This is a genomic window from Rhizobium aethiopicum (genome assembly GCF_014197535.1).
Lineage (GTDB): Bacteria > Pseudomonadota > Alphaproteobacteria > Rhizobiales > Rhizobiaceae > Rhizobium > Rhizobium aethiopicum_A.
Genome location: NZ_JACIFV010000003.1, coordinates 285,252 through 308,318, shown reverse-complemented (window position 1 = coordinate 308,318; position 23,067 = coordinate 285,252). Strand labels below are relative to the sequence as shown.

The following is a 23,067-nucleotide window of genomic DNA, read 5'->3' as shown; positions in this document are numbered from 1 at the left end:
GTCGCCCGGCCATCCATCAGCTGCCCAGGACCTCAATACCGTGCCTCTGGCACGCCGCCAATACCGCGCCGATTTCCTCCGCCGAAGGGGGGCCGTCTGGCGGGACTTCGCTCTGGCCGACGTCGCGGAAGAAGTGGCTCATCGAGTGTTCCACGACGGCGATCATCTGCGCGGGGAGGCTTCCGGTATTGGCATAATTGTGCGGCTGGAAGGAGCGCAGGGTGAGAACGTCGCCGGGCCGCGCGACCATTTGCGAGGGAGGTACGCTGTCGAACACCGTGAAGGTGATCTCGCCGCTCAGGACCCGGAATATCTCCACGGATTCGTGCTTGTGCGGCGGTGTACCGGAACCGGGGGGCACGGTCACCTCCAGGATGGACAAGCCCTTCTCCGGCACTTCGCCCATGAACTGCACCTTGTCGCGAATGACCCAAAGGGCGTCCGCAGTGTCTCGTGTCTTGAATGCTTGATCCATCATCGCCTCCATCGTTAGGCCGGCTCTCGCCGGCATGTGTGTGATCAGTTCTCGTCGGTCTCGGCCGCCTTCAACAGCGCCTGCATCGCCCAAGACGCGACCTGTCCCGCGTCCTTCCCCGTCAATCCGCCGTAGTCCTTAAGCGTTTCCCAGGCGCTGGCGCTGTAGAGAAGGTGGAAGAGCGCCTCGACCTTGCGGGCGTTCTTGGAATTTACATCCAGATTAGCCTCTTCAAGGCACGTCCGGAACGCGATGCGCCGTGCCTTGACCGTCCGCATCCGCATGGCGTGACCCGTGGGCGTATGAAGGCTGGCGCGAATGATACCTTCGTTCTTGTCGAACTGCGAAAAGGCGTCGAGGGGCGAGCGAAGAAGCTCCTCCAGGGTCGTCGGAAGGGTCGCCGCATTCATGCTTTGATTAATGTGGACCCAGAACGCGTCGAACAGCGCTTCCTTCGTTGCGAAATGCCGGAACACCGTTCGCCTCTCTACCCCGGCAGACCGCGCGACATCGTCCATGGAAATGTCCGCGAACGCATTGCCGTTGAGAAGATCTGAGGTGGCGCGCAGGATGCGCTCCCGTGTTTCCTGGGCCTGCGACTCCCGCAAGGGAGAGCTGTATTTTCGTGTGGGCGACTGTTGGGACATTATGTCTCTCATGATGTATTAATGTCGCTTGTAGTGACACCATTTTACGATCATGTCAACTGGGCTTGTTGACCGTTCGCGGAGAGGGTACCGGCAAGGGCCGGACGCAGGCGAAAGGCGGCGCCAAATCTGCCAGAACCTTTGCGCCCGGAAGAAGAGTGCAGCAGGTTAGCGTCGCCGGAGAGAGGCGGGTCAGGGCACAGGCGGAGAGCTCGAAGCGAACTTGGTCGTTGCCCTTGCCGATCGCACCGGTGGCTTACGCCTCAAACCGGTCAGACTTCGCAGAGATTTAAATTTTTCGCGACATCTCGTGGATGAGAAGGTGTCCAGTGGGCTTCCGATTCACGAATTCTGCCTCTACGTGTTTTAGAACATGGCGCTGCCCGGCGAATGGCACCATCTCCATAGCCTCTGCAAATGATACCCACTGAAATTCGCTGTGCTCATCGTTGATAAAAACTGTCTGCTCGGCATCCACAACGCCGACGAAGACCGGCAGCATGCTGATGGCATTGCGATCAGCCTCATAAAATTGCTCGCAGATATCAGCGGAATAGAGAAAGTCGCAGTTCAAGCCTGTCTCCTCACGGACCTCTCGTAACGCGGTTTCCCAGGCCTTCTCGCCGTCCTCGATGCCGCCGGCAACCTGGCACCACTCGCCAATCAAGGTGTGATTTCGGCGTAAAAGCAGCACCTCATATCCAGCAGTTCGTTTGCGGATGACGACGACCGATACAGCAAAACAACGGATTGGAATTTCGCCCATTAGCCCTTTTCCTCGAAGTGATCTTTGGGTTGTCAGACGGCATTTGGGAGATTACACAACGCCGTCCGCTTCTCACTCGGTCTTCCTGACAACTCTGAGGTGTTGGTGGCGCTTGCTACCTTATTCCGCGAAAAAGCCCGCACGGCAAAAATGCCGGCGGGCTCGTATCGAGTCCAAGAAAACCCGCGATTACTTCGCGAGATTGCGCTTGCCGAGCGTGCGCAGGCGCAGTGCGTTGAGCTTGATGAAGCCGGCCGCGTCCTTCTGATCGTAGGCGCCCTGGTCGTCCTCGAACGTGACGAGTTTGTCGGAGTAGAGCGACTTTTCGCTTTCGCGGCCGATGACCATGACATTGCCCTTGTAGAGCTTCAGCGTCACTTCGCCTTCGACATGCTCCTGGCTCTTGTCGATCAGCGCCTGCAGCATCTCGCGCTCCGGCGAGAACCAGAAGCCGTAATAGATCAGCTCGGCGTAACGCGGCATGATCTCGTCCTTGAGATGGGCGGCACCGCGGTCGAGCGTGATCGATTCAATGGCGCGATGCGCCGAGAGCAGGATCGTGCCGCCGGGCGTTTCGTAAACGCCCCGCGACTTCATGCCGACGAAGCGGTTCTCGACGAGATCGAGACGGCCGATGCCGTTGTCGCGGCCGTAGGTGTTGAGCGTCGCGAGCATCGTCGCCGGCGACATCTCGACACCATTGATCGACACGGCATCGCCCTTGCGGAAGCCAACCTTGATTGTCGTCGCCTTGTCGGGCGCGGCTTCCGGCGAGATCGTTCGCATATGCACATATTCCGGCGCCTCCTGGGCAGGGTCCTCGAGAACCTTGCCCTCGGAAGAGGAATGCAGAAGGTTGGCGTCGACGGAGAAGGGAGCCTCGCCCTTCTTGTCCTTGGCGACCGGGATCTGGTGCCGTTCGGCAAAGGCGAGCAGCTCCGTGCGGCTCTTGAACGCCCAATCGCGCCAGGGCGCGATGATCTTGATGTCGGGGTTCAGGGCATAGGCGGAGAGCTCGAAGCGAACCTGGTCGTTGCCCTTGCCGGTTGCGCCGTGGGCGATCGCATCGGCGCCGGTCTTGCGGGCGATATCGATCAGATGCTTGGAGATCAGCGGACGGGCGATCGAGGTGCCGAGCAGGTAGACGCCCTCGTAGACGGCATTGGCGCGGAACATCGGAAAGACGAAGTCGCGCACGAATTCCTCGCGGACGTCCTCGATGTAGATCTCCTTGATGCCGAGCATTTCGGCCTTCTTGCGCGCCGGCTCCAGCTCCTCGCCCTGGCCGAGATCGGCGGTGAAGGTGACGACTTCGGCGCCGAGTTCCGTCTGCAGCCACTTCAGGATGATCGAGGTGTCGAGGCCGCCGGAATAGGCGAGCACGACTTTCTTCACGTCTTTGTATGATGCCATGATGATGAGATCCGTTGCATAAAGGCCGGCGAAAACCCGGTGTCGCGGCACTTTTAGCGAGATTGGCGCGTGACGCAAGGGCAAGCCGGGTACCGCAAGCCTAGTTTAAAGATGGGCAGCAATATTCATGCGCCGATGCAGAATGCGAATAACCGTCAACACATCTTCCGTCTCTGCGTAAATGATGAAATGCGAGCGAAATGACAGGGCGGTGTATCCGTTTCTCAAGCCAATGATTTGGCGGCCCGCTTTGTCTGCGCTGCAAGCGCCTCGCAATCATCCCGGAGCGCGAAGATATAGTCCTCCGCTTGACCTTGGCCCCATTTCTCTTCGGTATAGTCATAAATCCTGTCGATATCATCGACAGCAGCTGGCGAGAAAACGAGCACTTTCATTGGCGGCCGTGTCGGGCTCGCTTGCTCTCGATAAAAGCATCAAAATCAAAAGGCCGTGGCTTGCCGGATTTCTCACCTTCGATAATGGCCGCCTCGACTGCCGCAAGCTCTGCCTCGCGCTGCAGAAGTCTCAAGCCAGCGTCGATCACCTCGTCTGCGGAGCCATAGGTTCCCTGATCGAGCTGATTGCCGATAAATTCCTCCATCTGTTCATCGATTCTGATGGACACGACCTTGGCCACGTACGGGTACCTCGCAGGTTTGACTTGCACTTCGAAACTACCATATTCGGCAACGTCAGAACAATGCTCCCAGGAGAGGCTGAGCCGTGACGAATATTCAAGATATTTTCAAGAAGTCCAATGTTGCCGTCATCACCGGCGGCGCCTCCGGCATCGGGCTTGCAGCGGCGAAGTATTTTGCCGGACGCGGCATGAGCATCGTCATCGCCGATCTCGGCGGCGATCGGCTGGCCAAATCAGCCGAGGAGCTCAAAGCCATTGCCGGCGAAGAGGATGTGATGGCGGTTGAGACCGACGTCGCCAGCCGCGACTCCCTGGAGGCGCTCGAACGCGCCGTACTCCAGCGTTTCGGCCGTGTGCACGTGCTGATGAACAATGCCGGGATCGGCCCGGAAACCTCGATCTTCAGCGCGCAGGCCAATTGGGACCATATCCTTGCCGTCAACCTGATGGGCGTCGTCAACGGCACGCGTGTCTTCGGGCCGAAGATGCTGTCCCACGGCGAGCCCGGCCTGATCATCAATACCGGCTCCAAGCAGGGTATCACCACGCCGCCGGGCAACCCCGCCTACAACATCTCGAAGGCTGGCGTGAAAGTCTTTACCGAAGCGCTCGAACACGAGCTTCGCAACACCAAAGACGCGAAGATCTCCGCGCATCTGCTGATCCCCGGCTTCGTCTTCACCGGCCTCACCAAGGGCGACCGCGCGGAAAAGCCGGCCGGCGCCTGGACTCCGGAACAGACGGTCGACTTCATGGTCGAAAGCCTGGAACGCGGCGATTTCTATATCCTCTGCCCCGACAACGACGTCGCCCGTCCCCTCGACGAACGCCGTATGGCCTGGGCGGCCGGCGACATCATCGAGAACCGCCCGCCGCTGTCGCGCTGGCACAAGGATTACGCCGACAAGTTCAAGGCCTTCCTCGAAGAGAAGTAATCGGTGCCACTGCATGTCGCCCGGAAGTGTGCAGCGGTCCCGGGATAACGACATGCACAAAACAAATAGCGAATGCGCGTCGCATGAATCAAGTTTAGTGCGACGCGCATGAGAAGGTTTGATTGGTAATTTTCTGAAGGCTGGATAAGAAATCACCCAGACGTTCCAGCTTTCAGAGCGTGCCATGGATTTCCTGCCGAGCCTGCCGACCCTTCTCGCCTTTGCCGCCGCGACGCTGCTGCTTGCGGCGACTCCGGGTCCCGATATGACGCTGTCGATCAGCCGTTCGCTCGCCCAAGGCAAGAAGTCTGCCCTCTTCGTCGTCGTCGGCACCAGCCTCGGCATCGTCGTCCACACCATGCTGGTCGCCTTCGGCATTTCGGCGCTGATCACTGCCTCGCCGACTGCTTTCCTGATCCTGAAGACCGGCGGCGCGGCCTATCTGTTCTGGCTCGCAGTGCAGGCCATCCGCTTCGGCTCGAAGCTGATCGTCGCCAAGGCCGAGACGCAGAAGGGCACCGCTCTTGCCAATATCTCATCCGGCTTCTGGGTCAATCTCCTGAACCCCAAGGTCATCATCTTCTTCATGACCTTCCTGCCGCAATTCGTCAGCGCCGGTGATCCCGCCGTCACGCAGAAACTGCTGTTTCTCGGCTTTTGCTTCATCCTGATCGGCATGCCCGTCAATGCCGCGGTCGTCTTTGCCGCCGACTGGCTGGCGTCCTGGCTGCAGAACAACAAGAAGGTTCTGCGCGGCATGGACTATACCTTCGCCGGCGTCTTCTCGGTCTTCGCCGCCAAAATCCTGCTCACCCAAGCGCGATAGGCCGCTATCGGCTTCGCCGATCGGCACGCGGTCGGCTCAGCCAATCAGCACGCTGTCGGCTCAGCCGATCAGCAACGCGTCATCATCGAGCGTCTGGCCGCGCATCTTGCGGAACATGGCGATCAGATCTTCGACCTGCAGGTCCTTCCTGCTGTCACCCGCCACGTCGAGAACGATCTCGCCGCCATGCAGCATGATCGTGCGGTGGCCGTAATCCAGCGCCTGGCGCATGGAATGTGTCACCATCATCGTCGTCAGCTTACGCTCGGCAACGATCTTCTGCGTCAGGTTCATCACGAACTCGGCCATGCCGGGATCGAGGGCCGCCGTATGTTCGTCGAGCAGCAGCACTTCGGAGCCGGCAAGTGTCGCCATGACGAGCGACACCGCCTGCCGCTGCCCGCCCGAGAGCAGATCCATGCGATCCTTCAGCCGGTTTTCCAGCCCGAGATTGAGCTTGGCGATCCGCTCCTTGAAATAGTCCCGACGTTTGCCGCCAAGCGCCGGCACAAGCCCGCGCTTTTCGCCGCGCCTGGCAGCCAGAGCAAGATTCTCTTCGATCGACAACGAGCCGCAGCTGCCGGTCAGCGGATCCTGGAAGACGCGTGCCACCAGGCCGGCGCGCGCCGCCGTCGATTTGCGCGTCACGTCGCTCTTGCCGATCAGCACCTGTCCTTCGCTCGGGATGACGTCACCGGCGAGCACGCCGAGCAGCGTCGATTTGCCGGCGCCGTTGGAGCCGATGACGGTGACGAAGGAGCCTTGTTCGATAGTCAGGCTGACGCCGTTCAGCGCCTGCTTCTGCAGCGGTGTGCCGCGTCCGAAGACGACCTTGATATCCCTAACGCTGATCACGATGCGGCACCTCGGCGAAGACGGGGAAGAATGAGTGCGAAGGTCACCAGCACTGCCGTCACGAAATTGAGGTCGGAGGCCTGCAGGCCGATGACGTCGCTCGACAGCGCCAGCTGGATGGCGATGCGATAGAGGATCGAGCCGAGCACACAGCCGATGAGCGCGATCAGGAGACCACGGCGTCCGAGCAGCGTCTCGCCGATGATGACGGCGGCAAGACCGACGACGATCGTGCCGACGCCCGAAGTGACGTCGGCAAAGCCGTTGGTCTGGGCAAATAAGGCGCCGCCGAACGCCACCAGCGCGTTCGAAATGGCCATGCCGAGATAGATCTGCCGGCTGGTGTCGACGCCCTGTGCACGGGCCATGCGCGCATTGGCGCCGGTCGCGCGCATGGCAAGCCCGGCATCGCTTTCGAGGAAGCGCCAGACCAGGATCAGCGCGACGATGACCAGAACGCCGACGAAGAGCGGCCGCACGTAGAAATCGCGCAGGCCATGGCCGAAGAACGGGCTGATCATCGTATCGGCATTGATGAGGGCGACGTTGGGTTTTCCCATCACCCGCAGATTGACCGAAAAGAGCGCGATCATCGTCAGGATCGAGGCGAGCAGGTTGAGGATCTTGAAGCGCACGTTGAGCAGCGCCGTCACCATGCCGGCCGCCGCACCCGCCGCCATCGCGATCAGCGCCGCGAACCAGGCATTGACGCCGGCAATGATCAGCACCGCGGTCACCGCCGCGCCGAGCGGAAAGGAACCGTCCACCGTCAGGTCGGGAAAATCGAGGACGCGGAAGGCGAGATAGACGCCGAGAGCGACGAAGGAATAGACCAGGCCGAGCTCGACGGCCCCCCAGAATGCGATTTGGCTCAAGGCTTTCAGCCCCTTTTGTTTCCGTTCCGCCCGTCGCGAAACCGCAGCCTTTTAATACTTCAGCCGCCCCCGTGCAAACGGGAGCGGCTGAATGTGAATGGTTGATGTAACGACGAGCGCTTATTCGATGACTTTGTTGGCGCGCGAAAGCACGCTCTCGGGCAAAGTGACGCCCATCTTGGCCGCGGCGGCCTTGTTGACCACCAGATCGCTGCCGGCAGCGGTCTTGACCGCGATGTCGCCCGGGTTCTCGCCCTTCAGCACACGAACGACGATCTCGCCCGTCTGCTTGCCGACATCGTAATAGTTGAAGCCAAGGGCGGCGATCGAACCGCGCGATACCGAATCCGTATCGGCGGTGAAGAGCGGCAGCTTGCTCTCTTCGGCAACCGCGACGACGCCTTCGAGCGCGGAGATGATGGTGTTGTCGGTCGGAATGTAAATTGCATCGGCGCGGCCGACGAGGGCGCGCGCTGCACCCTGGACCTCGGCCGACTTGGTGGCAGCCGATTCCACAACCGTCAGCCCGGCCTTTTCGGCTTCGGCTTTCAAGACGGCGAGCAGCGAAACGGAATTCGCCTCACCTGAATTGTAGAGATAACCGATCGTTTTAACCTTGGGTACGATTTCCTTGATCAGCGCCAGATGTTCGGCGACCGGAGACATGTCGGAAAGACCGGTGACATTGCCGCCGGGCTTGTCCATGTTCTTGACGAGCTGGGCGCCGAGCGGATCGGATACGGCCGTGAAGACGACCGGAATGTCGCGCGTCGCCGACACGACGGCCTGGGCCGAGGGCGTAGAAATCGGCACGATGACATTGGGCTCGTCGCCAGCGAACTGGCGGGCGATCTGGGCTGCCGTCGCCGGATTGCCCTGCGCCGATTCGAACACGAATTTCAGGTTCTCGCCTTCCTTGTAACCGGCCGCCGTCAGCACGTCGAGAACACCTTTGCGGGCGGCATCGAGCGCGGGATGCTCGACGATCGCCGTCACGGCAACGGTCACATTATCGGCTTTGGCGGGCAGGGAAAGCGCCAAAGTGGCGGCAAGAGCGAGCAGAATCGAGCGCATGGATGTCCTCCTGAATGATTTTGGCGGCACTATTAGGAAAAGCGCATGCTTAAATCAATGCAGGAGAATTGTAGCGAGGATCAAACTTGCTGATCAGTCGTCGGCGCCGTGATTGGCGATCATCATCGCCTCGAAGGCCAGCCGCTCTGTCTTGCGCATGCGTTCGGATTCCGATTTCAGCTGGCCGCAGGCGGCAAGGATGTCGCGGCCGCGCGGGGTGCGGATCGGCGAAGCGTAACCGGCCGAATTGATGAAATCGGCGAATTTCTCGATCTGCTCCCAATCCGAACACTGGTAATTGGTGCCGGGCCAGGGATTGAACGGAATGAGGTTGATCTTCGCCGGCACGCCTTTCAGGAGCTTGATCAACCCCTTGGCGTCCTCCAGGCTGTCGTTGACATCCTTCAGCATCACATATTCGAAGGTGATGCGCCGCGCGTTGGAGAGGCCTGGATAGGCCTTGCACGCGTCGATCAGCTCCTTCAGCGGATACTTCTTGTTGATCGGCACCAGAATATCGCGCAGATCGTCACGCACCGCATGCAGCGAAATCGCCAGCATGACGCCGATCTCCTCGCCGGTGCGGAAGATCTCCGGCACGACGCCGGAGGTGGAAAGCGTCACGCGGCGCTTGGACAGCGACAGGCCGTCGCCATCCGTGGCGATCAGCAGCGCCTGCTTGACGCTGTCGAAATTATAGAGCGGCTCGCCCATGCCCATCATGACGATATTGCTGACCTTGCGGCCCTCGGCAGGCATGATCGTGCCTTGCGGCGCTTCACGATCCGGGAAGTCGCCGAGCCGGTCGCGGGCGAGCAACAGCTGCGACAGAATTTCCTCCGCCGTCAGGTTGCGCACCAGGCGCTGTGTCCCGGTATGACAGAATGAACAGGTCAGCGTGCAGCCGACCTGGCTTGAGATGCAGAGCGTGCCGCGGCCCTCTTCCGGAATGTAGACGGCCTCGATCTCGACTGGGCGGCCTGCGCCCCGCGCGGGAAAACGCAGCAGCCATTTGCGCGTGCCGTCGTTCGAGACCTGCTCCTCGACGATTTCCGGACGCGCGATGGTGAAATGCGTCTTCAGCATTTCACGCATATCCTTGGCGACATTGGTCATATGGTCGAAATCGGAGACGCCGCGCACATAGATCCAGTTCCAGAGCTGCGAGACGCGCATCTTGATCTGCTTTTCGGGTACACCTTTTTCCCGGAGCGCCGCCGCCATCTCTTCCCGGGAGAGCCCGATCAACGACGGCTTCTCGGCGCCGGAAGACGGGCGCTCGGCCTGAGGTTTGTTGACGACGATCGCATCCATGACGGACATAGGCTTCTGACCCCGAATTCAAACACGTAACCGTTCCGCAAGCCGCAGACTTCAGGATTTGATCCGGAAGACTTGCGGAGGCATGACGGCACATTGGCAGAAATTGATGGCGGACGACGACTGATATCGCGATCTGTCCGTTGCGCGGCCTTTAGCATCATTTTGGCTGCGCGTCACTATAGATGGAAATGGCAAGAGCCGGCACAAGGCCGGCTCTTGAAACTTTGTGACTGAAAGTCCCGCTTACTTGCAGCTTTCGATCTGCTTGAGCGCCGCCGAGATGCCCGAGAGCGAATAGCTGTAGGACGTGCCGGTGCCTTTGCGCGAAACCGCATTCACTGTCATCGAATGGCCGGTCTTCATCGCCGCGACGAGGGCCGGCTCCTGGGCGGCATTCTCGACCCAGCCGGCCTTGTCCTTGGTGAACATGACGAAGGTCTTGTTGTCGATGACGACGTTGATCTTTGAATTTTCCTTCACGGTGTAGCCCATCATCGCCTGCGGCTCATAGGAGATGTTCTGGCCGGGGCGCTGCGAAACGATGAAGAAATTGTCGCCGTGGTCGACGCTTGCCGGCTGCTTTGCCGTTGGAATGGACAGCACGTAGCACACAGTGCTGTTGCCCGACTTATAGGAATAGGCGCCCCATGCCTGGAACTGCTGAATGCGGGTCGGCGCGGCCTGCTGCGCTGCCGCCACTCCGGCCATTGTCAGGGTGAGGGCGAGGGCGGATACGATACTTCTTACAAACATGGATTCCTGCCGGTTCTTGCGATTCAAGGCCCGAAGCGATCATAGCGGGCGCCGCATAATCACGATCTGCTTTATTTTGACTTAATTCAGGTTACCAAATGGTCAACAATAGCTGCGATTTGTATGTGCCTGTGTCATTTCAGCTCGACTACCACTTTTGCCCCTTGCCGAAATCGGCTGCGATGCCAGTGCGCCGATGGCACCGGCTGGCCGTTCGGCTGAACTTAAGACACAAAGATTCAGGCAAGAGTTTGACCTTTCAAAAATCCGCCGTACCTCATTAAGACTTTGGAAATCCGGGACGAAATTTTCGCCGCAGGGGGCTGGTGAGACGACATGGATGCCTGGGAAAGACAGCGTTTCGCTGCCCTCGCAAAGGCCGTCGCGGACGATCGCGACCAGCAGGCCTTTTCCATTCTGTTCGACTATTTCGCGCCCGCGTGAAGAGCTGGCTGATGCGCCAGAAGATGACATCCGGCGAGGCCGAACAGGAACTCGGGTGTGAACCGCGCCGCGGCCTTCAAATCGTTTTCATCGTGTCCACGGGCCGGTCGGCAAGGACGCGGTCCGCCGCGTCGTAATGGCTCGGCCGAATATGACCGCGCACCATGGCGAAGGCGGCGGAAAGCACGGCGATGTCGTCAGAAAAGCCGATGACGGCGAAAATATCCGGGATCATGTCGACCGGCATGACGAAATAGGCGAGCGCTGCAAGCAGCACGCCGCGCACCTTGGTCGGCGTCTGCGGATCGAGCGCACAGTAGAAACCGGCGACGACGTCGCGCGAGAAGGGAATCTGCCGCACGGCCCGGCGGAAGGTTGGCCAGAACTTCTGCCGTACGGTTTCCTCCCGCCGGCTCTGGGTGTCCTCATCGCCCGGCAGCAGGATTTCCCCGAATTTGACCTCGTCCATCCCTGACATCCTTTCGTCCATGCGAACATATGGTGATGGCGCTTCGGCTTTCAATCAGCGCTCGTTTTCAAACGGCACCGCGTGCTGCCGCCTTGTCCATCGCCCTGGCGAGCTTGAAATCCAGTTCCGTCAGTCCGCCGGCATCATGCGTGTTCAGCGTCACATCCACCCGGGAATAGACGTTGAACCATTCGGGATGGTGGTTGAGTTTCTCGGCCGTAATCGCTGCCTGCGTCATGAAACCGAAGGCCTCGATGAAATTTGAAAACTTGAACGTTTTCGAGATCGAAGAGGCCGCATCGTTGAGCGCCCAGCCTGAAAGCTCGGCCATTCGTGCCTCGGCCGCGGCCCGTTCCACTCTTTCCTGTTTCATGCCATGGTCCTCTCATCTGTCAGCAGGTTACCGATGAAAGACATCAGCATCCTCTTCGTTTGCATGGGCAATATATGCCGTTCTCCGCTTGCGGAGGGAGTTTTTACCCACCTTGTCGCCGAGGCGAGGCTGACCGATCGTTTCACGATCGATTCCGCCGGCACCGGCGGCTGGCATGAAGGCGAACCGCCCGACCGCCGTTCGATCGCTGTTGCCCGCAACCATGGCATCGACATAGCAGGGCAACGTGCCCGGCGCATCCGTTCGATCGATTTCGTCAGTGTCGATCTGATCGTCGCCATGGACCGCGACAACATGGCGGAAGTCAACAGGATCGCCTCTTCCGAGGCGAATATCCAGCTGTTCGGCGATGTCGCGCTGGGAACGGGGGAGGACATTGCCGACCCCTATTATGGCGGTCCGGAAGGTTTCGAGCTGCTCTATACCAGACTCTTGACCGGCTGCAGCAGCCTGCTCGAAACGCTGGTCGCCGAACGTACTTCGTGCAGCGGGAACACTTCCTCGGTGAGATAGGGCCCGCCGCCGACCGATTCGCGCGATGAAAGCAGCACGAAACGCGGCGCCGTGAAGGTCGCGGTGTGGAAGTTGCCGCGCCCACTCAGATATTGCACGACATCGTCGAGCCGCGAGGATTTCAGCCGGGCCAGCGTCACATGCGGCGTGAACTTGCGCGGGTCCGGCGGCAGGCCGATGCGCTGGCAGATCCGTTCGATCTCGGCCTGCAGGGCGTACATCTCAGGCGAGTGAGAAACGCCTGCCCAGACCGAATGCGGCTTCTTCGAACCGAAGGAGCCGATGCCTTCGAGCCGGAACTGAAATTCCGGCCGATCGATCCGGTCGAGGCGTTCAACGACTTCATCGGCCGTGCGGCCGTCGACATCACCGATGAAGCGCAACGTGATGTGGTAATTCTCCACATCGATCCATCGTGCTCCGGGGAGGCCACCGCGCAGCAATGAAAGGCTCATTGCCGCATTGCGCGGAATTTCGAGGGCGGTAAACAGTCTCGGCATAACGAGCACTCCCCGAATCTTTTGCAGGTGCTTACACGGAATCACGCAATCAATGGCCGTGCAAGCCCCTAATTCTTCACAGAAGAAATCGTATCGATGAAATTTGTGACATCAGCTTCCATTTTCTCGACCATGACGTCGACACCTCTCGCGTTCGGATGCATGCCGTCCTCGAGCTTCAGCCCCGCATCGAGCGCAACCCCGTCGAGGAAGAAGGCATAAAGTCGAACTCCATATTTATCGGAAAGTTTCCAATAAATCGGATTGAAGCGCGCCGCATAATCCGCTCCCATGTTCGGCGGCGCCATCATGCCGACAAGCAGCACCGCTATGCCGCGCGCCTTGAGCCGGGCAATCATCTGGTCGAGGTTTTTCTCGCTTTCTTCCGGCGGAATACCGCGCAGCGCATCATTGGCGCCAAGCTCGAGGATAACGCCATCGGTGCCGTCGGGGACCGACCAGTCGATCCGGGCAAGCCCACCTGTCGTGGTATCGCCCGAGACCCCGGCATTGGCAATGGAAACGTCGAGCCCCTTGGCCTTCAACGCCGCCTGCAGCTTTTCCGGAAAGCCCTCGCCGGGCGGCAGCTGATAACCCGCCATCAGGCTGTCCCCGAATCCGACGAGGTTGATCGTCCGCGCATTCGCTCCAACGGCAAAGATCAGCGACACCGCGATGACGGTGAATTGAAGCGCGGCAACTTTAAATCTCATTCTGGCTTCCCTAGATTGGCGAGGTGCCGTTATGCGGCCATTGCGTTAGAGATTAATATAGGGCGATTTCTGTTGGCAAAAACCATCATCGAGTTGAAGGGCGCCGATCTCACCCTTGGCAGTGCGGCCGCCTCCGTCCATGTTCTGAAGGGCATCGATCTCGATATATCAGCCGGCGAATCCGTCGGCATCGTCGGCCCTTCCGGTTCCGGCAAATCCACTCTGCTGATGGTGCTTGCCGGACTGGAAAAGCTCGACAGCGGCGAAATCAATATCAACGACACGCCGCTCCACGCCCTGAGTGAGGATGAGGTCGCCGATTTCCGCGGCCGCAACATCGGCATCGTCTTCCAGTCCTTCCATCTGATCGCCAACATGACGGCGCTGGAAAACGTCGCGGTGCCGCTGGAGCTCGCCAATATCAGCAACGCCTTCGAAATCGCCCATCGCGAACTGAGTTCGGTCGGCCTCGGCGAACGGCTGAACCACTATCCCGGCCAGCTTTCCGGCGGCGAGCAGCAGCGCGTGGCGATTGCCAGAGCGCTCGCTCCCTCGCCCGCCTTGCTGATCGCCGACGAGCCCACAGGCAATCTCGATACCGAGACGGGCCGACAGATCGCCGACCTTCTCTTCGCCAAGCAGGCCGAGCGCGGCATGACCCTGCTTCTCGTCACCCACGACGTCTCGCTTGCAAACCGCTGCTCGCGCCAGATCCGCGTCCGTTCCGGCAGGATCGAGGGCGACAGCGCAGCCCGCCGCAGCGAGGCGGCAATCGCATGAGCATGGTCACGCCACGCGTCGCGCTCGCTTTTCGCCTGGCGCTCCGCGAGCTACGCGGTGGCATCCGCGGCTTCTACATCTTCCTGGCGTGCATCGCGCTCGGCACGGGGGCGATCGCTGCCGTCAATTCCGTTTCGCAGTCGATCACCGACACGATCGCCTCGCAGGGCCAGGAGTTGCTGGCGGGCGACGTCCGCTTCGAACTCAACAATCGCCAGGCGACACCTCAGGAAATGAGCTTCCTTCAGGGCCTGGGAACCGTTTCGGCTTCAACGGGGCTGCGCTCGATGGCCCGCAAGCCCGACGGTTCCGATCAGGCGCTGGTCGAGGTCAAGGCCGTCGACGACGCCTATCCGCTCTACGGCAGGTTCGTCGCCGAACCGGACTATCCGCTTGCAGCCCTGCTTTCCGGCCAAGGCGGCACCTATGGCGCGGTCGCCGCCCCGCTGCTTCTCGATCGGCTTGGCCTTGCGGTCGGCGACGAATTGCTGCTCGGCAATGTCAAGCTCAGCATTACCGGCACTGTCAAAACCGAGCCGGACGCGCTGTCGGAAGGCTTTGGTTTTGCGCCGCGTCTGCTCGTCAGCCGCCAGGCGCTCGAAGCCTCGGGGCTGATCCAGACCGGAAGCCTGGTCGAACACGCCTATAAGATCCGATTGGAAGACAAGCGCGCCATGTCGGGCATCCAGGCGCGCGCCTCCAAGGAGTTTCCCTCCGCCGGCTGGGCGATCCGCACCAGCGACCGCGCAGCACCCTCGCTCACCGAGAACATCATCCGTTTCTCGCAATTCCTGACGCTGGTCGGCCTGACTGCGCTGATCGTCGGTGGCGTCGGCGTCGCCAATGCCGTGCGTGCTTTCCTCGATTCCAAGCGCACCACAATCGCCACCTTCAAATGCCTCGGCGCTCCGGCCGCCGTCGTCGTTCTGATCTATCTCTTTCAGATCGCCATCATCGCCCTTGGCGGCATTATGACCGGCCTCGTCATCGGCGCCCTGTCGCCGATCTTTGCGGCGCAGTTCCTGGTGCAATTCCTGCCGGTCTCAACCGCGCCGACACTCTATCCCGGCGCGCTGCTGCTTGCGACGCTCTTCGGCATCCTGACGACGCTCGCCTTCGCCATTCTGCCGCTCGGCCATGCCCGCGAAGTGCCAGCGACCGCACTCTTCCGCGAGCAGGGCTTCGAGGCCCGCCGTCTGCCGTCCTGGCCCTATATCCTGCTTGCCGCCCTCTTCATGGCAGCGCTTGCCGGCCTTGCCATCCTCACCGCCTATGATCGCTTCATCGCAGTCGTCTTCGTCGGCGCAATCGTCTTCGCCTTCGTCGTCCTGCGCCTCGTCGCCGCCTTGATCGCCTGGCTCGCGCGCCGCAGCCCGCGCGTTCACTCGCCGGCGCTGAGGCTCGCGATCGGCAACATCCACCGCCCGGGCGCGCTGACGCCATCAGTGGTGCTCTCGCTCGGCCTCGGCCTGGCATTGCTGGTGACCCTGACCTTGATCGACGGCAACCTGCGCCAGCAGCTGACCGGCCGCATGAACGAGGGTGCACCGAACTTCTTCTTCGTCGATATCCAGAGTGCCGAGGTCGACGCCTTCCGCAATCTTGTCCAGGCACAGGCGCCGAAGGGCAAGCTGATGGAAGTGCCGATGCTGCGTGGCAGGATCGTCGCCTTCAACGGCGAGGACGTCGCCAAGATGAATGTGCCGGCCGCCGGCCGCTGGGTGCTGAACGGCGATCGCGGCATCACTTACGCCGACACGCTGCCGGAAAATGCAGCGCTCACTGAAGGCAGCTGGTGGGACAAGGATTACAGCGGCGAGCCGCTCGTCTCCTTCTCCTCCGAAGAGGCGCACGAGCTCGGCCTGAAGATCGGCGATAGCGTCACAGTCAACGTGCTGGGACGCAATATCACGGCCAAGATCGCCAATCTGCGCCGCGTTCAGTGGGAATCGCTGTCGATCAATTTCGTCATGGTCTTCTCGCCGAACACCTTCCGCGGCGCCCCGCATGCCTGGCTGGCGACACTGACCGATCCCTCCTCGACGCCGGCCGAAGATGCGGCAATTCTGAAATCCGTCACCAATACCTATCCGACGATCACCAGCGTGCGCGTCAAGGACGCGATCGACATCGTCAACCAGCTCGTCGCCCAGCTTGCGACCGCGATCCGAGCAACAGCATCGGTGGCGCTCATCGCCTCGATTCTTGTTCTTGCCGGGGCGCTCGCCGCCGGCAACAGGGCCCGCACCCACGACGCGGTGGTGCTGAAGACGCTCGGCGCCACGCGCGCCATGCTGATTCGTGCCTTCAGCTACGAATATCTGATCCTCGGGTTGGCAACCGCGATCTTCGCACTCTTTGCCGGCGGTATCGCCGCCTGGTTCATCGTCGCCCGCATCATGCGACTGCCGTCTGCTTTCCTGCCTGATGTGGCAGGACTGACGCTGGTGACGGCACTCGTTCTGACCGTCGGCATCGGCCTCATCGGCACCTGGCGCATCCTCGGGCAGAAGGCCGCGCCCGTGCTGCGCGAGCTTTGAGGCCGCCCCAAAGCCTTCACCTTACGGCGATTTAACCGGCTGCGCCTTTGCAAGCCCCTTGTTTGCCAAGGGCGAAAGCCTCATATTGTCTGCAGGCATGCTGGAGCTCCGCAGCGGCGCCCGGGTCGAGAACCCCGACACCGTATCTCCTTCGGAGCTTGTAAGAGGAAACTATGGCTGATCTTCGTAACTATCAAAGCCGCGTCCAGACCGGCGAGATGATTGATCAAGGCCTGCGCGCATATATGCTCAAGGTCTACAACCTGATGGCGCTGGGCCTGGCGATCACCGGCGTGGCCGCATATCTCGGATTCAACTTCGCAGTCCAGGACGGCCAGCTCACCCAGTTTGGCGCGCTTCTGTTCCAGTCGCCGTTGCGCTGGGTCGTGATCCTTGCCCCCCTTGCGGTCGTCTTCTTCCTGAGCTTCCGCATTCATCAGATGAGCGTGTCCGCCGCCCAGACCACCTTCTGGATCTATGCCGCCCTGGTGGGGCTGTCGCTCTCGTCGATCTTCCTGGTCTATACGGGCCAGAGCGTCGTTCAGACCTTCTTCGTCACCGCCGCCTCCTTCGGCGCGCTGTCGCTTTACGGCTATACGGCGAAGCGTGACCTGTCGGCGATGGGCTCGTTCCTGATCATGGGTCTCTTCGGTCTGATCATCGCCTCGCTCGTCAACATCTTCCTGGCATCATCCGCGCTGCAGTTCGCGATCTCGGTGATCGGCGTGCTGATCTTCGCAGGCCTCACCGCCTACGACACGCAGCGGATCAAGGAACTCTACTTCGAAGCCGATGACGTCGCTGTCGCCGGTCGCAAGGCGATCATGGGCGCACTGACGCTCTATCTCGACTTCCTCAACCTGTTCATGTTCCTGCTGCAGTTCATGGGCAACCGCAGATAACAGGCGCATTGAGATCGAAAAGGCGGCTTCGGCCGCCTTTTTTGTTGCGCCGGTTTCGCAGGGGTGGTTTTAGAGGAGCCTGCTCTTCCGATGGACCTGCCGCCCGATGTCCTTCCTCCTGCGCGACGCCTCCCAAGCCGACATCCCCGCCATTACGGAGATCTATCGCGACTCGGTCTTGAATGGCGTTGCAAGCTACGAGATCGCGCCGCCCTCCGAGGCCGAAATGGCCCAGCGTTTTTCCGCGATCGTCAGCCAGCAATACCCCTATATCGCCGCAGCCGATGCTGACGGGAAACTCCTGGGCTACGCTTATGCGTCGGCCTTCCGCACCCGCCCCGCCTATCGCTGGATGGTGGAGGATTCGATCTATCTGGCGCCCGAAGCCCGCGGCCGTGGAATCGGCAAGGCCCTGATGGCCGTGCTGATCGACCGCTGCACCGCGCTTGGCTTTCGTCAGATGGTAGCCGTCATCGGCGGCGCGAGCCCGGCCTCGATCGCGCTTCATCTCAAGGCAGGTTTTGTGGAGGTCGGACTGATGAAGGGTACCGGCTACAAACACGGCCGCTGGCTGGACACGATGCTCATGCAGCGCAGCCTCGGCGAGGGCATGACGACCGATCCGGATCCCTCCACCTATCCCGGTACGCTGTTTGCGGGCTGATGAGAATTATTTATCGACGAGTTTCAAGGCCTTGTCGAACACCTTGAGGACCTGATTCAACTCGTGCCCGCGCTTCAGGATCATGCCATTGACGTTGATGACAGAATAGGCGCCCTGCTTGGCGGCAAGCTTCGGGTTCTTTTCGATCCGGAAGAGCGGCATCTCGCCGGAGCGCTTGAAGACGGAAAAGACTGCTCTGTCCTTCAGGTGGTCGATGGCGTAATCCCGCCATTCCCCCTCGCCGACCATGCGGCCGTAGATCCAGAGGATCGCGTCCAGCTCGCGCCGGTGGAAGGTCACCGGAAGCGAGTCCTTGCTTTGTTTGTACTCCCTGAGATCGACGACGACCGAGGAACTATTGTCGACGGAGCGGCTTTCGCCGTGTCGCAAATCCGGCTGATCTGTCATCAGGTCTCCAAGGCCTCCGCTTGTGACAGGAGAGTGACAGTTTGCCCGAGCTGCCGCAAATTGCAAGAGCGCGGCCCCTCACATTCGGTAGTGCCGCAGCGCCGCACGTCCAGGCACCTTCGCTGGGGACCAAGCAATGCTTTCTCCCCCGTGCCGCATTTCAGTCAAAACAGCGCCTCATTTGCAGGGGATTTATGCATCCCGGTTTGGCGCCAGCGCGCCAAAGGGCCCGGCGGAGCGTATCGACCTTAACCCCAGCCCCGAATACGCTCGGCCGGGCCGCCCGGCATTTCACCCGTAAACAGGTGAAATATCAGATATTTTTTCCCGCCATCACCACGGTCGCGCCGAGAATTGCTGCCGGATCTCCGTCGGCCGTCGCCGACTGCAGCAGGATCGCGCAGCCCTCGAGCTGCGGCCGCTGCAGGACGCTCGCCGGCAGCGTCAGACTGGTCGCCTTGCCGTCCCACATGCCGACGGTTTCGACATTGGTGACGCTGTGCAGATAGGAGATCTTCTTGCCGCTGTTTTCGCCTTTTTCGACGTCGATCGTTTTTTCCTTGTCGAAATAGACCATGACGACATTGGCCTTGCCCTGCCCGGCGCCGATTTTGATCTCCAGCTCATCGCCGCGCATCGCCGCGCTGATGGGAACGGTCAGCCCATTGCCTTCACTGCTGTAGGTGTCGATCTTGCTGTTGATGCCGGTGAGATCGGCGCCGGCCAAATGGCCGCGTCCGTTGACGATCGCCTGCGGCGTATAGACGTTGCTGCGACCCATCGTCCTGGCATAGCCATACTGTCGCTCGGTATTTTCCTTCGAGCTCAGCGTATCGGCCCAGCCGAGATAATTCCAGTAATCGATGTGGTAGGCGAGCGCGATGACGTCGCCCTGGTTCACCAGCTTGCGGAAGGCGGCATCAGCGGGAGGACAGGAGGAGCAGCCTTGCGACGTGAAAAGCTCGACGACGCCTTTGGGCTTGCCGTCTTCGGCCTGCAGCGAGCCTGCAAAAGCAACGCCGGCGATCAGCGAAATCAAGAAACGGGGGGACATTCACCTGCACCTCTTTTTCAGGGCCGGCGGCGTTTTGGAACCGAAGGCTCTGAGATATGAACGTACGAATAATCCCTCCGGGTCCAAACGAAAAATCACGAACGGGTGAGACCGCAGCTCGGCCGGAACGCATCTGAAACAAATCATCGTGAGCCGCCGACAAAGACTGTCGCCGCAAAGAAAAAGCCGCCGGAAACTGCTCTCCGGCGGCCATTATCAATCAACTCTCTTAACAATCAGGCGGCGAGATCGCGCAGAACCGTCTGGAGAATGCCGCCATTGTTAAGGTAGATCACCTCGTCGAGCGTATCGACGCGCGACAGCAGCGGAACTTCCTTCACGGTGCCGTCGCCATAGGTGATCTTGGCGATCTTCCTCTCGCGCGGCTTGATCTTGTCGAGTCCTTCGATGGTGACGAGTTCGTCGCCCTTCAGGCCGAGGCTTTGCCAGGTCGTGCCCTCCTCGAAGACAAAGGGGATGACGCCCATGCCGACCAGATTCGAGCGATGGATACGCTCGAAGGACTGAGCGATGACGGCCTTGACGCCGAGCAGGTTGGTGCCCTTGGCAGCCCAGTCGCGCGAGGAGCCGTTGCCGTATTCGACGCCGGCGAAGATGACGAGCGGCACGCCTTCGGCCTTGTACTGCATTGCGGCGTCGTAGATCGAAGTCTCTTCCTTCGACGGATAGTGGATGGTGTAGCCGCCTTCCTTGCCGTTCGGGCCGAGCATGTGGTTGCGGATGCGGATATTGGCAAAGGTGCCGCGCATCATCACCTCATGGTTGCCGCGCCGCGTACCGTACTGGTTGAAGTCGGCAACCGCGACGTCATGGCCGATGAGATAGGCGCCGGCCGGCGATGCCGCCTTGATCGAACCGGCCGGGGAGATGTGGTCGGTGGTGATCTTGTCACCGAAGAGGCCAAGGACGCGCGCGCCCTTGATGTCGGAGACGCCGGTGCCCTTCTTGCCCATGCCGACGAAGTAGGGCGGGTTCTGGACATAGGTCGAATTGTCGTCCCAGGCATAGGTCTGGCCCGGCGGAACCTGAACGGCCTGCCAGTTGACGTCGCCCTTGAAGACGTCGGCGTATTTGGTTTCGTAGAGTTCGCGGGTGACGTATTTCTGGATGAACTCCTGCACCTCGTGCGAGGTCGGCCAGATGTCCCTGAGGTAGACGGGCTTGCCGTTCTGGTCTTCGCCGATCGGCTCCTTGGTCAGGTCCTTCTGCACCGTGCCGGCAAGCGCGTAGGCGACGACGAGCGGCGGCGAAGCGAGGTAGTTCGCCTGGACGTCGGGCGAGATACGGCCCTCGAAGTTACGGTTGCCGGAGAGCACGCCCGATACGATCAGGCCCTTGTCGTTGATCGTCTTGGAGATCGGCGCCGGCAGCGGGCCGGAATTGCCGATGCAGGTGGTGCAGCCGAAGCCGACGAGGTTGAAGCCGAGCTCGTCGAGATCGGCCTGCAGGCCTGACTTGGCGAGATATTCGCCGACGACCTGCGATCCAGGCGCCAGCGAGGTCTTGACCCACGGCTTGGTCTTCAGGCCCTTGGCGACGGCGTTGCGGGCGAGAAGGCCGGCAGCGATCAGCACCGAGGGGTTGGAGGTGTTGGTGCAGGAGGTGATGGCGGCAATCGCGACGTCACCATGGCCGAGATCGAAATCGGTGCCTTCGACCGCGTAGCGGTTATTGAGCTGCCCGGGCTTCTTGTAGTCGGCATCCATCGAGCCGGCGAAGCCGGAAGCGATATTTTCGAGCGCGATGCGGCCTTCCGGACGCTTGGGGCCTGCCATCGACGGCACGACATCGCCGAGGTCGAGTTCCAGCGTGTCGGTGAAGACAAGATCGGAACCGTCGCCTTCGCGCCACATGCCCTGGGCCTTGGAATAGGCTTCGACGAGGGCGATCCGGTCATGCGTGCGGCCGGACATGGTGAGGTAGTTGATGGTTTCGCCGTCGACCGGGAAGAAGCCGCAGGTCGCGCCGTATTCCGGACCCATGTTGCCGATCGTCGCACGGTCGGCGAGCGGCATGTTGTCCATGCCGGGACCGAAGAATTCGACGAACTTGGAAACGACGCCCTTCTTGCGCAGCATCTGCACGACGGTCAGAACGAGGTCGGTCGCGGTGACACCTTCCTTGAGTTTGCCGGTCAGCTTGAAACCGATAACTTCGGGCAGAAGCATCGAAACCGGCTGGCCGAGCATGGCCGCTTCAGCCTCGATACCGCCCACGCCCCAGCCGAGAACGCCGAGACCGTTGATCATCGTCGTGTGGCTGTCGGTGCCGACACAGGTATCGGGATAAGCGATCGTTTCGCCGTCTTCTTCCTTGGTCCAGACGGTCTGGCCGAGATATTCGAGATTGACCTGGTGACAGATGCCGGTGCCCGGAGGAACGACGCGGAAATTCTTGAAGGCCTGCTGGCCCCACTTCAGGAAGCGGTAGCGTTCGCCGTTGCGCTGATATTCCAGCTCGACATTCTTGGCGAAAGCCTGCGGCGTGCCGAATTCGTCGACGATGACGGAGTGGTCGATGACGAGGTCGACGGGAACGAGCGGGTTGATCTTTTCGGGATCGCCGCCGAGCGACACCATCGCGTCGCGCATCGCGGCAAGGTCGACGACGGCGGGAACGCCGGTGAAGTCCTGCATCAGCACGCGCGCCGGGCGATAGGCGATTTCGTTTTCGACAGCGCCCTTGTTGTTCAGCCACGCGGCAACGGCGAGGATGTGCTCCTTGGTGACCGACTGGCCGTCTTCGAAGCGCAGCAGATTTTCAAGCAGCACCTTCATCGAATAGGGAAGCTTCGATACGCCGGCCAGACCGTTTGCCTCAGCCTTGGGCAGGCTGTAATAGACATAGTCCTTCCCGTTCACGGAAAGCGTGGAACGACAATTGAAACTGTCAAGAGATTTAGACACGAGAAACCCCGTTCTGATTGCCAACACAGTCGTGCGAACGCCTATGCACTTAATGCACATCAGGATGCGGGTACGGTCATTTCCGCTGTCCGCACGTGGAGCAGATGCTCCAAGTTCGGCGCAAGGATGAAATTCACGCCGACCGCTGGCGTGGTTGCCGGTCTTATAGATAATTTC

Annotated in this window: 25 protein-coding genes and 1 pseudogene; 8 read left to right on the top strand and 18 right to left on the bottom strand. The window is 60.8% G+C overall.

Annotated elements, in window-relative coordinates; all coding sequences use genetic code 11:
* Positions 1-16 precede the first annotated feature (16 nt).
* The 6 genes from GGD53_RS06925 to GGD53_RS06900 all read right to left on the bottom strand — a co-directional run bounded on the left by GGD53_RS06925 (position 17) and on the right by GGD53_RS06900 (position 3,938).
* Complete coding sequence (locus GGD53_RS06925) at positions 17-475, bottom strand: cupin domain-containing protein (protein ID WP_184454849.1); 459 nt, start codon at positions 473-475, stop codon at positions 17-19.
* Between the two features lie 44 nt (positions 476-519).
* Positions 520-1,122, bottom strand: a complete 603-nt coding sequence (locus tag GGD53_RS06920) for a TetR/AcrR family transcriptional regulator (protein ID WP_184454770.1) — start codon at positions 1,120-1,122, stop codon at positions 520-522.
* A gap of 289 nt (positions 1,123-1,411) precedes the next feature.
* The gene (locus GGD53_RS06915; protein WP_184454769.1) at positions 1,412-1,888 is read right to left on the bottom strand and encodes an NUDIX hydrolase; all 477 of its coding nucleotides are present in this window, start codon (positions 1,886-1,888) and stop codon (positions 1,412-1,414) included.
* 189 nt (positions 1,889-2,077) lie between these two features.
* Positions 2,078-3,301: an argininosuccinate synthase gene (locus GGD53_RS06910; protein ID WP_184454768.1), complete on the bottom strand. Its 1,224-nt coding sequence runs from the start codon at positions 3,299-3,301 to the stop codon at positions 2,078-2,080.
* A 224-nt stretch (positions 3,302-3,525) separates the two neighbouring features.
* Complete coding sequence (locus tag GGD53_RS32100; RefSeq protein ID WP_281413896.1) at positions 3,526-3,696, bottom strand: type II toxin-antitoxin system RelE/ParE family toxin; 171 nt, start codon at positions 3,694-3,696, stop codon at positions 3,526-3,528.
* A complete protein-coding gene (locus GGD53_RS06900; RefSeq protein ID WP_184454767.1) occupies positions 3,693-3,938 on the bottom strand; it encodes a type II toxin-antitoxin system ParD family antitoxin in 246 nt (81 codons plus the stop codon). Before GGD53_RS06900 ends, GGD53_RS32100 begins: the two co-directional genes overlap by 4 nt.
* A gap of 86 nt (positions 3,939-4,024) precedes the next feature.
* On the opposite strand from GGD53_RS06900, the gene GGD53_RS06895 reads away from it, so the two are divergent.
* On the top strand, positions 4,025-4,876 hold the full coding sequence (locus tag GGD53_RS06895; RefSeq protein ID WP_184454766.1) for an SDR family NAD(P)-dependent oxidoreductase: 852 nt from the start codon (positions 4,025-4,027) through the stop codon (positions 4,874-4,876).
* Between the two features lie 184 nt (positions 4,877-5,060).
* Positions 5,061-5,702 carry a LysE family translocator gene (locus tag GGD53_RS06890; protein WP_184454765.1) on the top strand — a complete coding sequence of 214 codons (642 nt, stop codon included), beginning with the start codon at positions 5,061-5,063 and terminating at the stop codon, positions 5,700-5,702.
* A gap of 60 nt (positions 5,703-5,762) precedes the next feature.
* Here the strand turns inward: GGD53_RS06890 and GGD53_RS06885 are convergent, their stop codons facing one another.
* The 5 genes from GGD53_RS06885 to GGD53_RS06865 all read right to left on the bottom strand — a co-directional run bounded on the left by GGD53_RS06885 (position 5,763) and on the right by GGD53_RS06865 (position 10,582).
* Positions 5,763-6,557 carry an ATP-binding cassette domain-containing protein gene (locus GGD53_RS06885; protein ID WP_184454764.1) on the bottom strand — a complete coding sequence of 265 codons (795 nt, stop codon included), beginning with the start codon at positions 6,555-6,557 and terminating at the stop codon, positions 5,763-5,765.
* Positions 6,554-7,432 carry an ABC transporter permease gene (locus GGD53_RS06880; protein ID WP_184454763.1) on the bottom strand — a complete coding sequence of 293 codons (879 nt, stop codon included), beginning with the start codon at positions 7,430-7,432 and terminating at the stop codon, positions 6,554-6,556. The genes GGD53_RS06885 and GGD53_RS06880 overlap by 4 nt, the downstream gene beginning before the upstream one ends.
* Positions 7,433-7,552: 120 nt before the next feature.
* Entirely contained in the window at positions 7,553-8,506 is a 954-nt protein-coding gene (locus GGD53_RS06875) for an ABC transporter substrate-binding protein (protein ID WP_184454762.1), read from the bottom strand.
* A gap of 93 nt (positions 8,507-8,599) precedes the next feature.
* Entirely contained in the window at positions 8,600-9,829 is a 1,230-nt protein-coding gene (gene rlmN, locus GGD53_RS06870) for a 23S rRNA (adenine(2503)-C(2))-methyltransferase RlmN (RefSeq protein WP_184454761.1), read from the bottom strand.
* Positions 9,830-10,072: 243 nt separating this feature from the next.
* Positions 10,073-10,582, bottom strand: coding sequence for an invasion associated locus B family protein (locus tag GGD53_RS06865; protein ID WP_184454760.1), 510 nt, complete (start codon positions 10,580-10,582; stop codon positions 10,073-10,075).
* A 336-nt stretch (positions 10,583-10,918) separates the two neighbouring features.
* Between GGD53_RS06865 and GGD53_RS06860 the strand changes: the two are divergent.
* Positions 10,919-11,073 (top strand): annotated as a pseudogene (locus GGD53_RS06860) (RNA polymerase subunit sigma); the annotation flags it as partial.
* Between the two features lie 29 nt (positions 11,074-11,102).
* On the opposite strand, the gene GGD53_RS06855 reads toward GGD53_RS06860, so the two are convergent.
* A complete protein-coding gene (locus GGD53_RS06855) occupies positions 11,103-11,495 on the bottom strand; it encodes a YkvA family protein (protein ID WP_184454759.1) in 393 nt (130 codons plus the stop codon).
* Positions 11,496-11,562: 67 nt separating this feature from the next.
* Entirely contained in the window at positions 11,563-11,868 is a 306-nt protein-coding gene (locus tag GGD53_RS06850; protein ID WP_184454758.1) for a 4a-hydroxytetrahydrobiopterin dehydratase, read from the bottom strand.
* Between the two features lie 33 nt (positions 11,869-11,901).
* On the opposite strand from GGD53_RS06850, the gene GGD53_RS06845 reads away from it, so the two are divergent.
* Entirely contained in the window at positions 11,902-12,402 is a 501-nt protein-coding gene (locus tag GGD53_RS06845) for a low molecular weight protein-tyrosine-phosphatase (protein WP_184454757.1), read from the top strand.
* Here GGD53_RS06845 and thpR read toward each other — a convergent pair.
* Entirely contained in the window at positions 12,309-12,902 is a 594-nt protein-coding gene (gene thpR, locus GGD53_RS06840) for an RNA 2',3'-cyclic phosphodiesterase (protein ID WP_184454755.1), read from the bottom strand. The genes GGD53_RS06845 and thpR overlap by 94 nt on opposite strands.
* A 68-nt stretch (positions 12,903-12,970) precedes the next feature.
* Positions 12,971-13,615, bottom strand: coding sequence for an arylesterase (locus tag GGD53_RS06835; protein ID WP_184454752.1), 645 nt, complete (start codon positions 13,613-13,615; stop codon positions 12,971-12,973).
* A gap of 72 nt (positions 13,616-13,687) precedes the next feature.
* Here GGD53_RS06835 and GGD53_RS06830 point away from each other — a divergent pair, with 72 nt between their 5' ends.
* From GGD53_RS06830 to GGD53_RS06815, 4 genes are all read left to right on the top strand, one after another.
* Positions 13,688-14,395 carry an ABC transporter ATP-binding protein gene (locus GGD53_RS06830; protein WP_088390967.1) on the top strand — a complete coding sequence of 236 codons (708 nt, stop codon included), beginning with the start codon at positions 13,688-13,690 and terminating at the stop codon, positions 14,393-14,395.
* The gene (locus GGD53_RS06825; RefSeq protein WP_184454750.1) at positions 14,392-16,935 is read left to right on the top strand and encodes an ABC transporter permease; all 2,544 of its coding nucleotides are present in this window, start codon (positions 14,392-14,394) and stop codon (positions 16,933-16,935) included. Before GGD53_RS06830 ends, GGD53_RS06825 begins: the two co-directional genes overlap by 4 nt.
* A gap of 173 nt (positions 16,936-17,108) precedes the next feature.
* Complete coding sequence (locus GGD53_RS06820) at positions 17,109-17,837, top strand: Bax inhibitor-1/YccA family protein (RefSeq protein WP_085860654.1); 729 nt, start codon at positions 17,109-17,111, stop codon at positions 17,835-17,837.
* 106 nt (positions 17,838-17,943) lie between these two features.
* Positions 17,944-18,501 carry a GNAT family N-acetyltransferase gene (locus tag GGD53_RS06815; RefSeq protein ID WP_184454749.1) on the top strand — a complete coding sequence of 186 codons (558 nt, stop codon included), beginning with the start codon at positions 17,944-17,946 and terminating at the stop codon, positions 18,499-18,501.
* 6 nt (positions 18,502-18,507) lie between these two features.
* Here the strand turns inward: GGD53_RS06815 and GGD53_RS06810 are convergent, their stop codons facing one another.
* The 3 genes from GGD53_RS06810 to acnA form a co-directional block, all read right to left on the bottom strand.
* A complete protein-coding gene (locus GGD53_RS06810) occupies positions 18,508-18,909 on the bottom strand; it encodes a DUF2794 domain-containing protein (RefSeq protein ID WP_184454747.1) in 402 nt (133 codons plus the stop codon).
* Between the two features lie 313 nt (positions 18,910-19,222).
* Positions 19,223-19,963: a DUF1223 domain-containing protein gene (locus GGD53_RS06805; protein ID WP_184454745.1), complete on the bottom strand. Its 741-nt coding sequence runs from the start codon at positions 19,961-19,963 to the stop codon at positions 19,223-19,225.
* 236 nt (positions 19,964-20,199) lie between these two features.
* A complete protein-coding gene (acnA, locus tag GGD53_RS06800; RefSeq protein ID WP_184454744.1) occupies positions 20,200-22,890 on the bottom strand; it encodes an aconitate hydratase AcnA in 2,691 nt (896 codons plus the stop codon).
* Positions 22,891-23,067 lie beyond the last annotated feature (177 nt).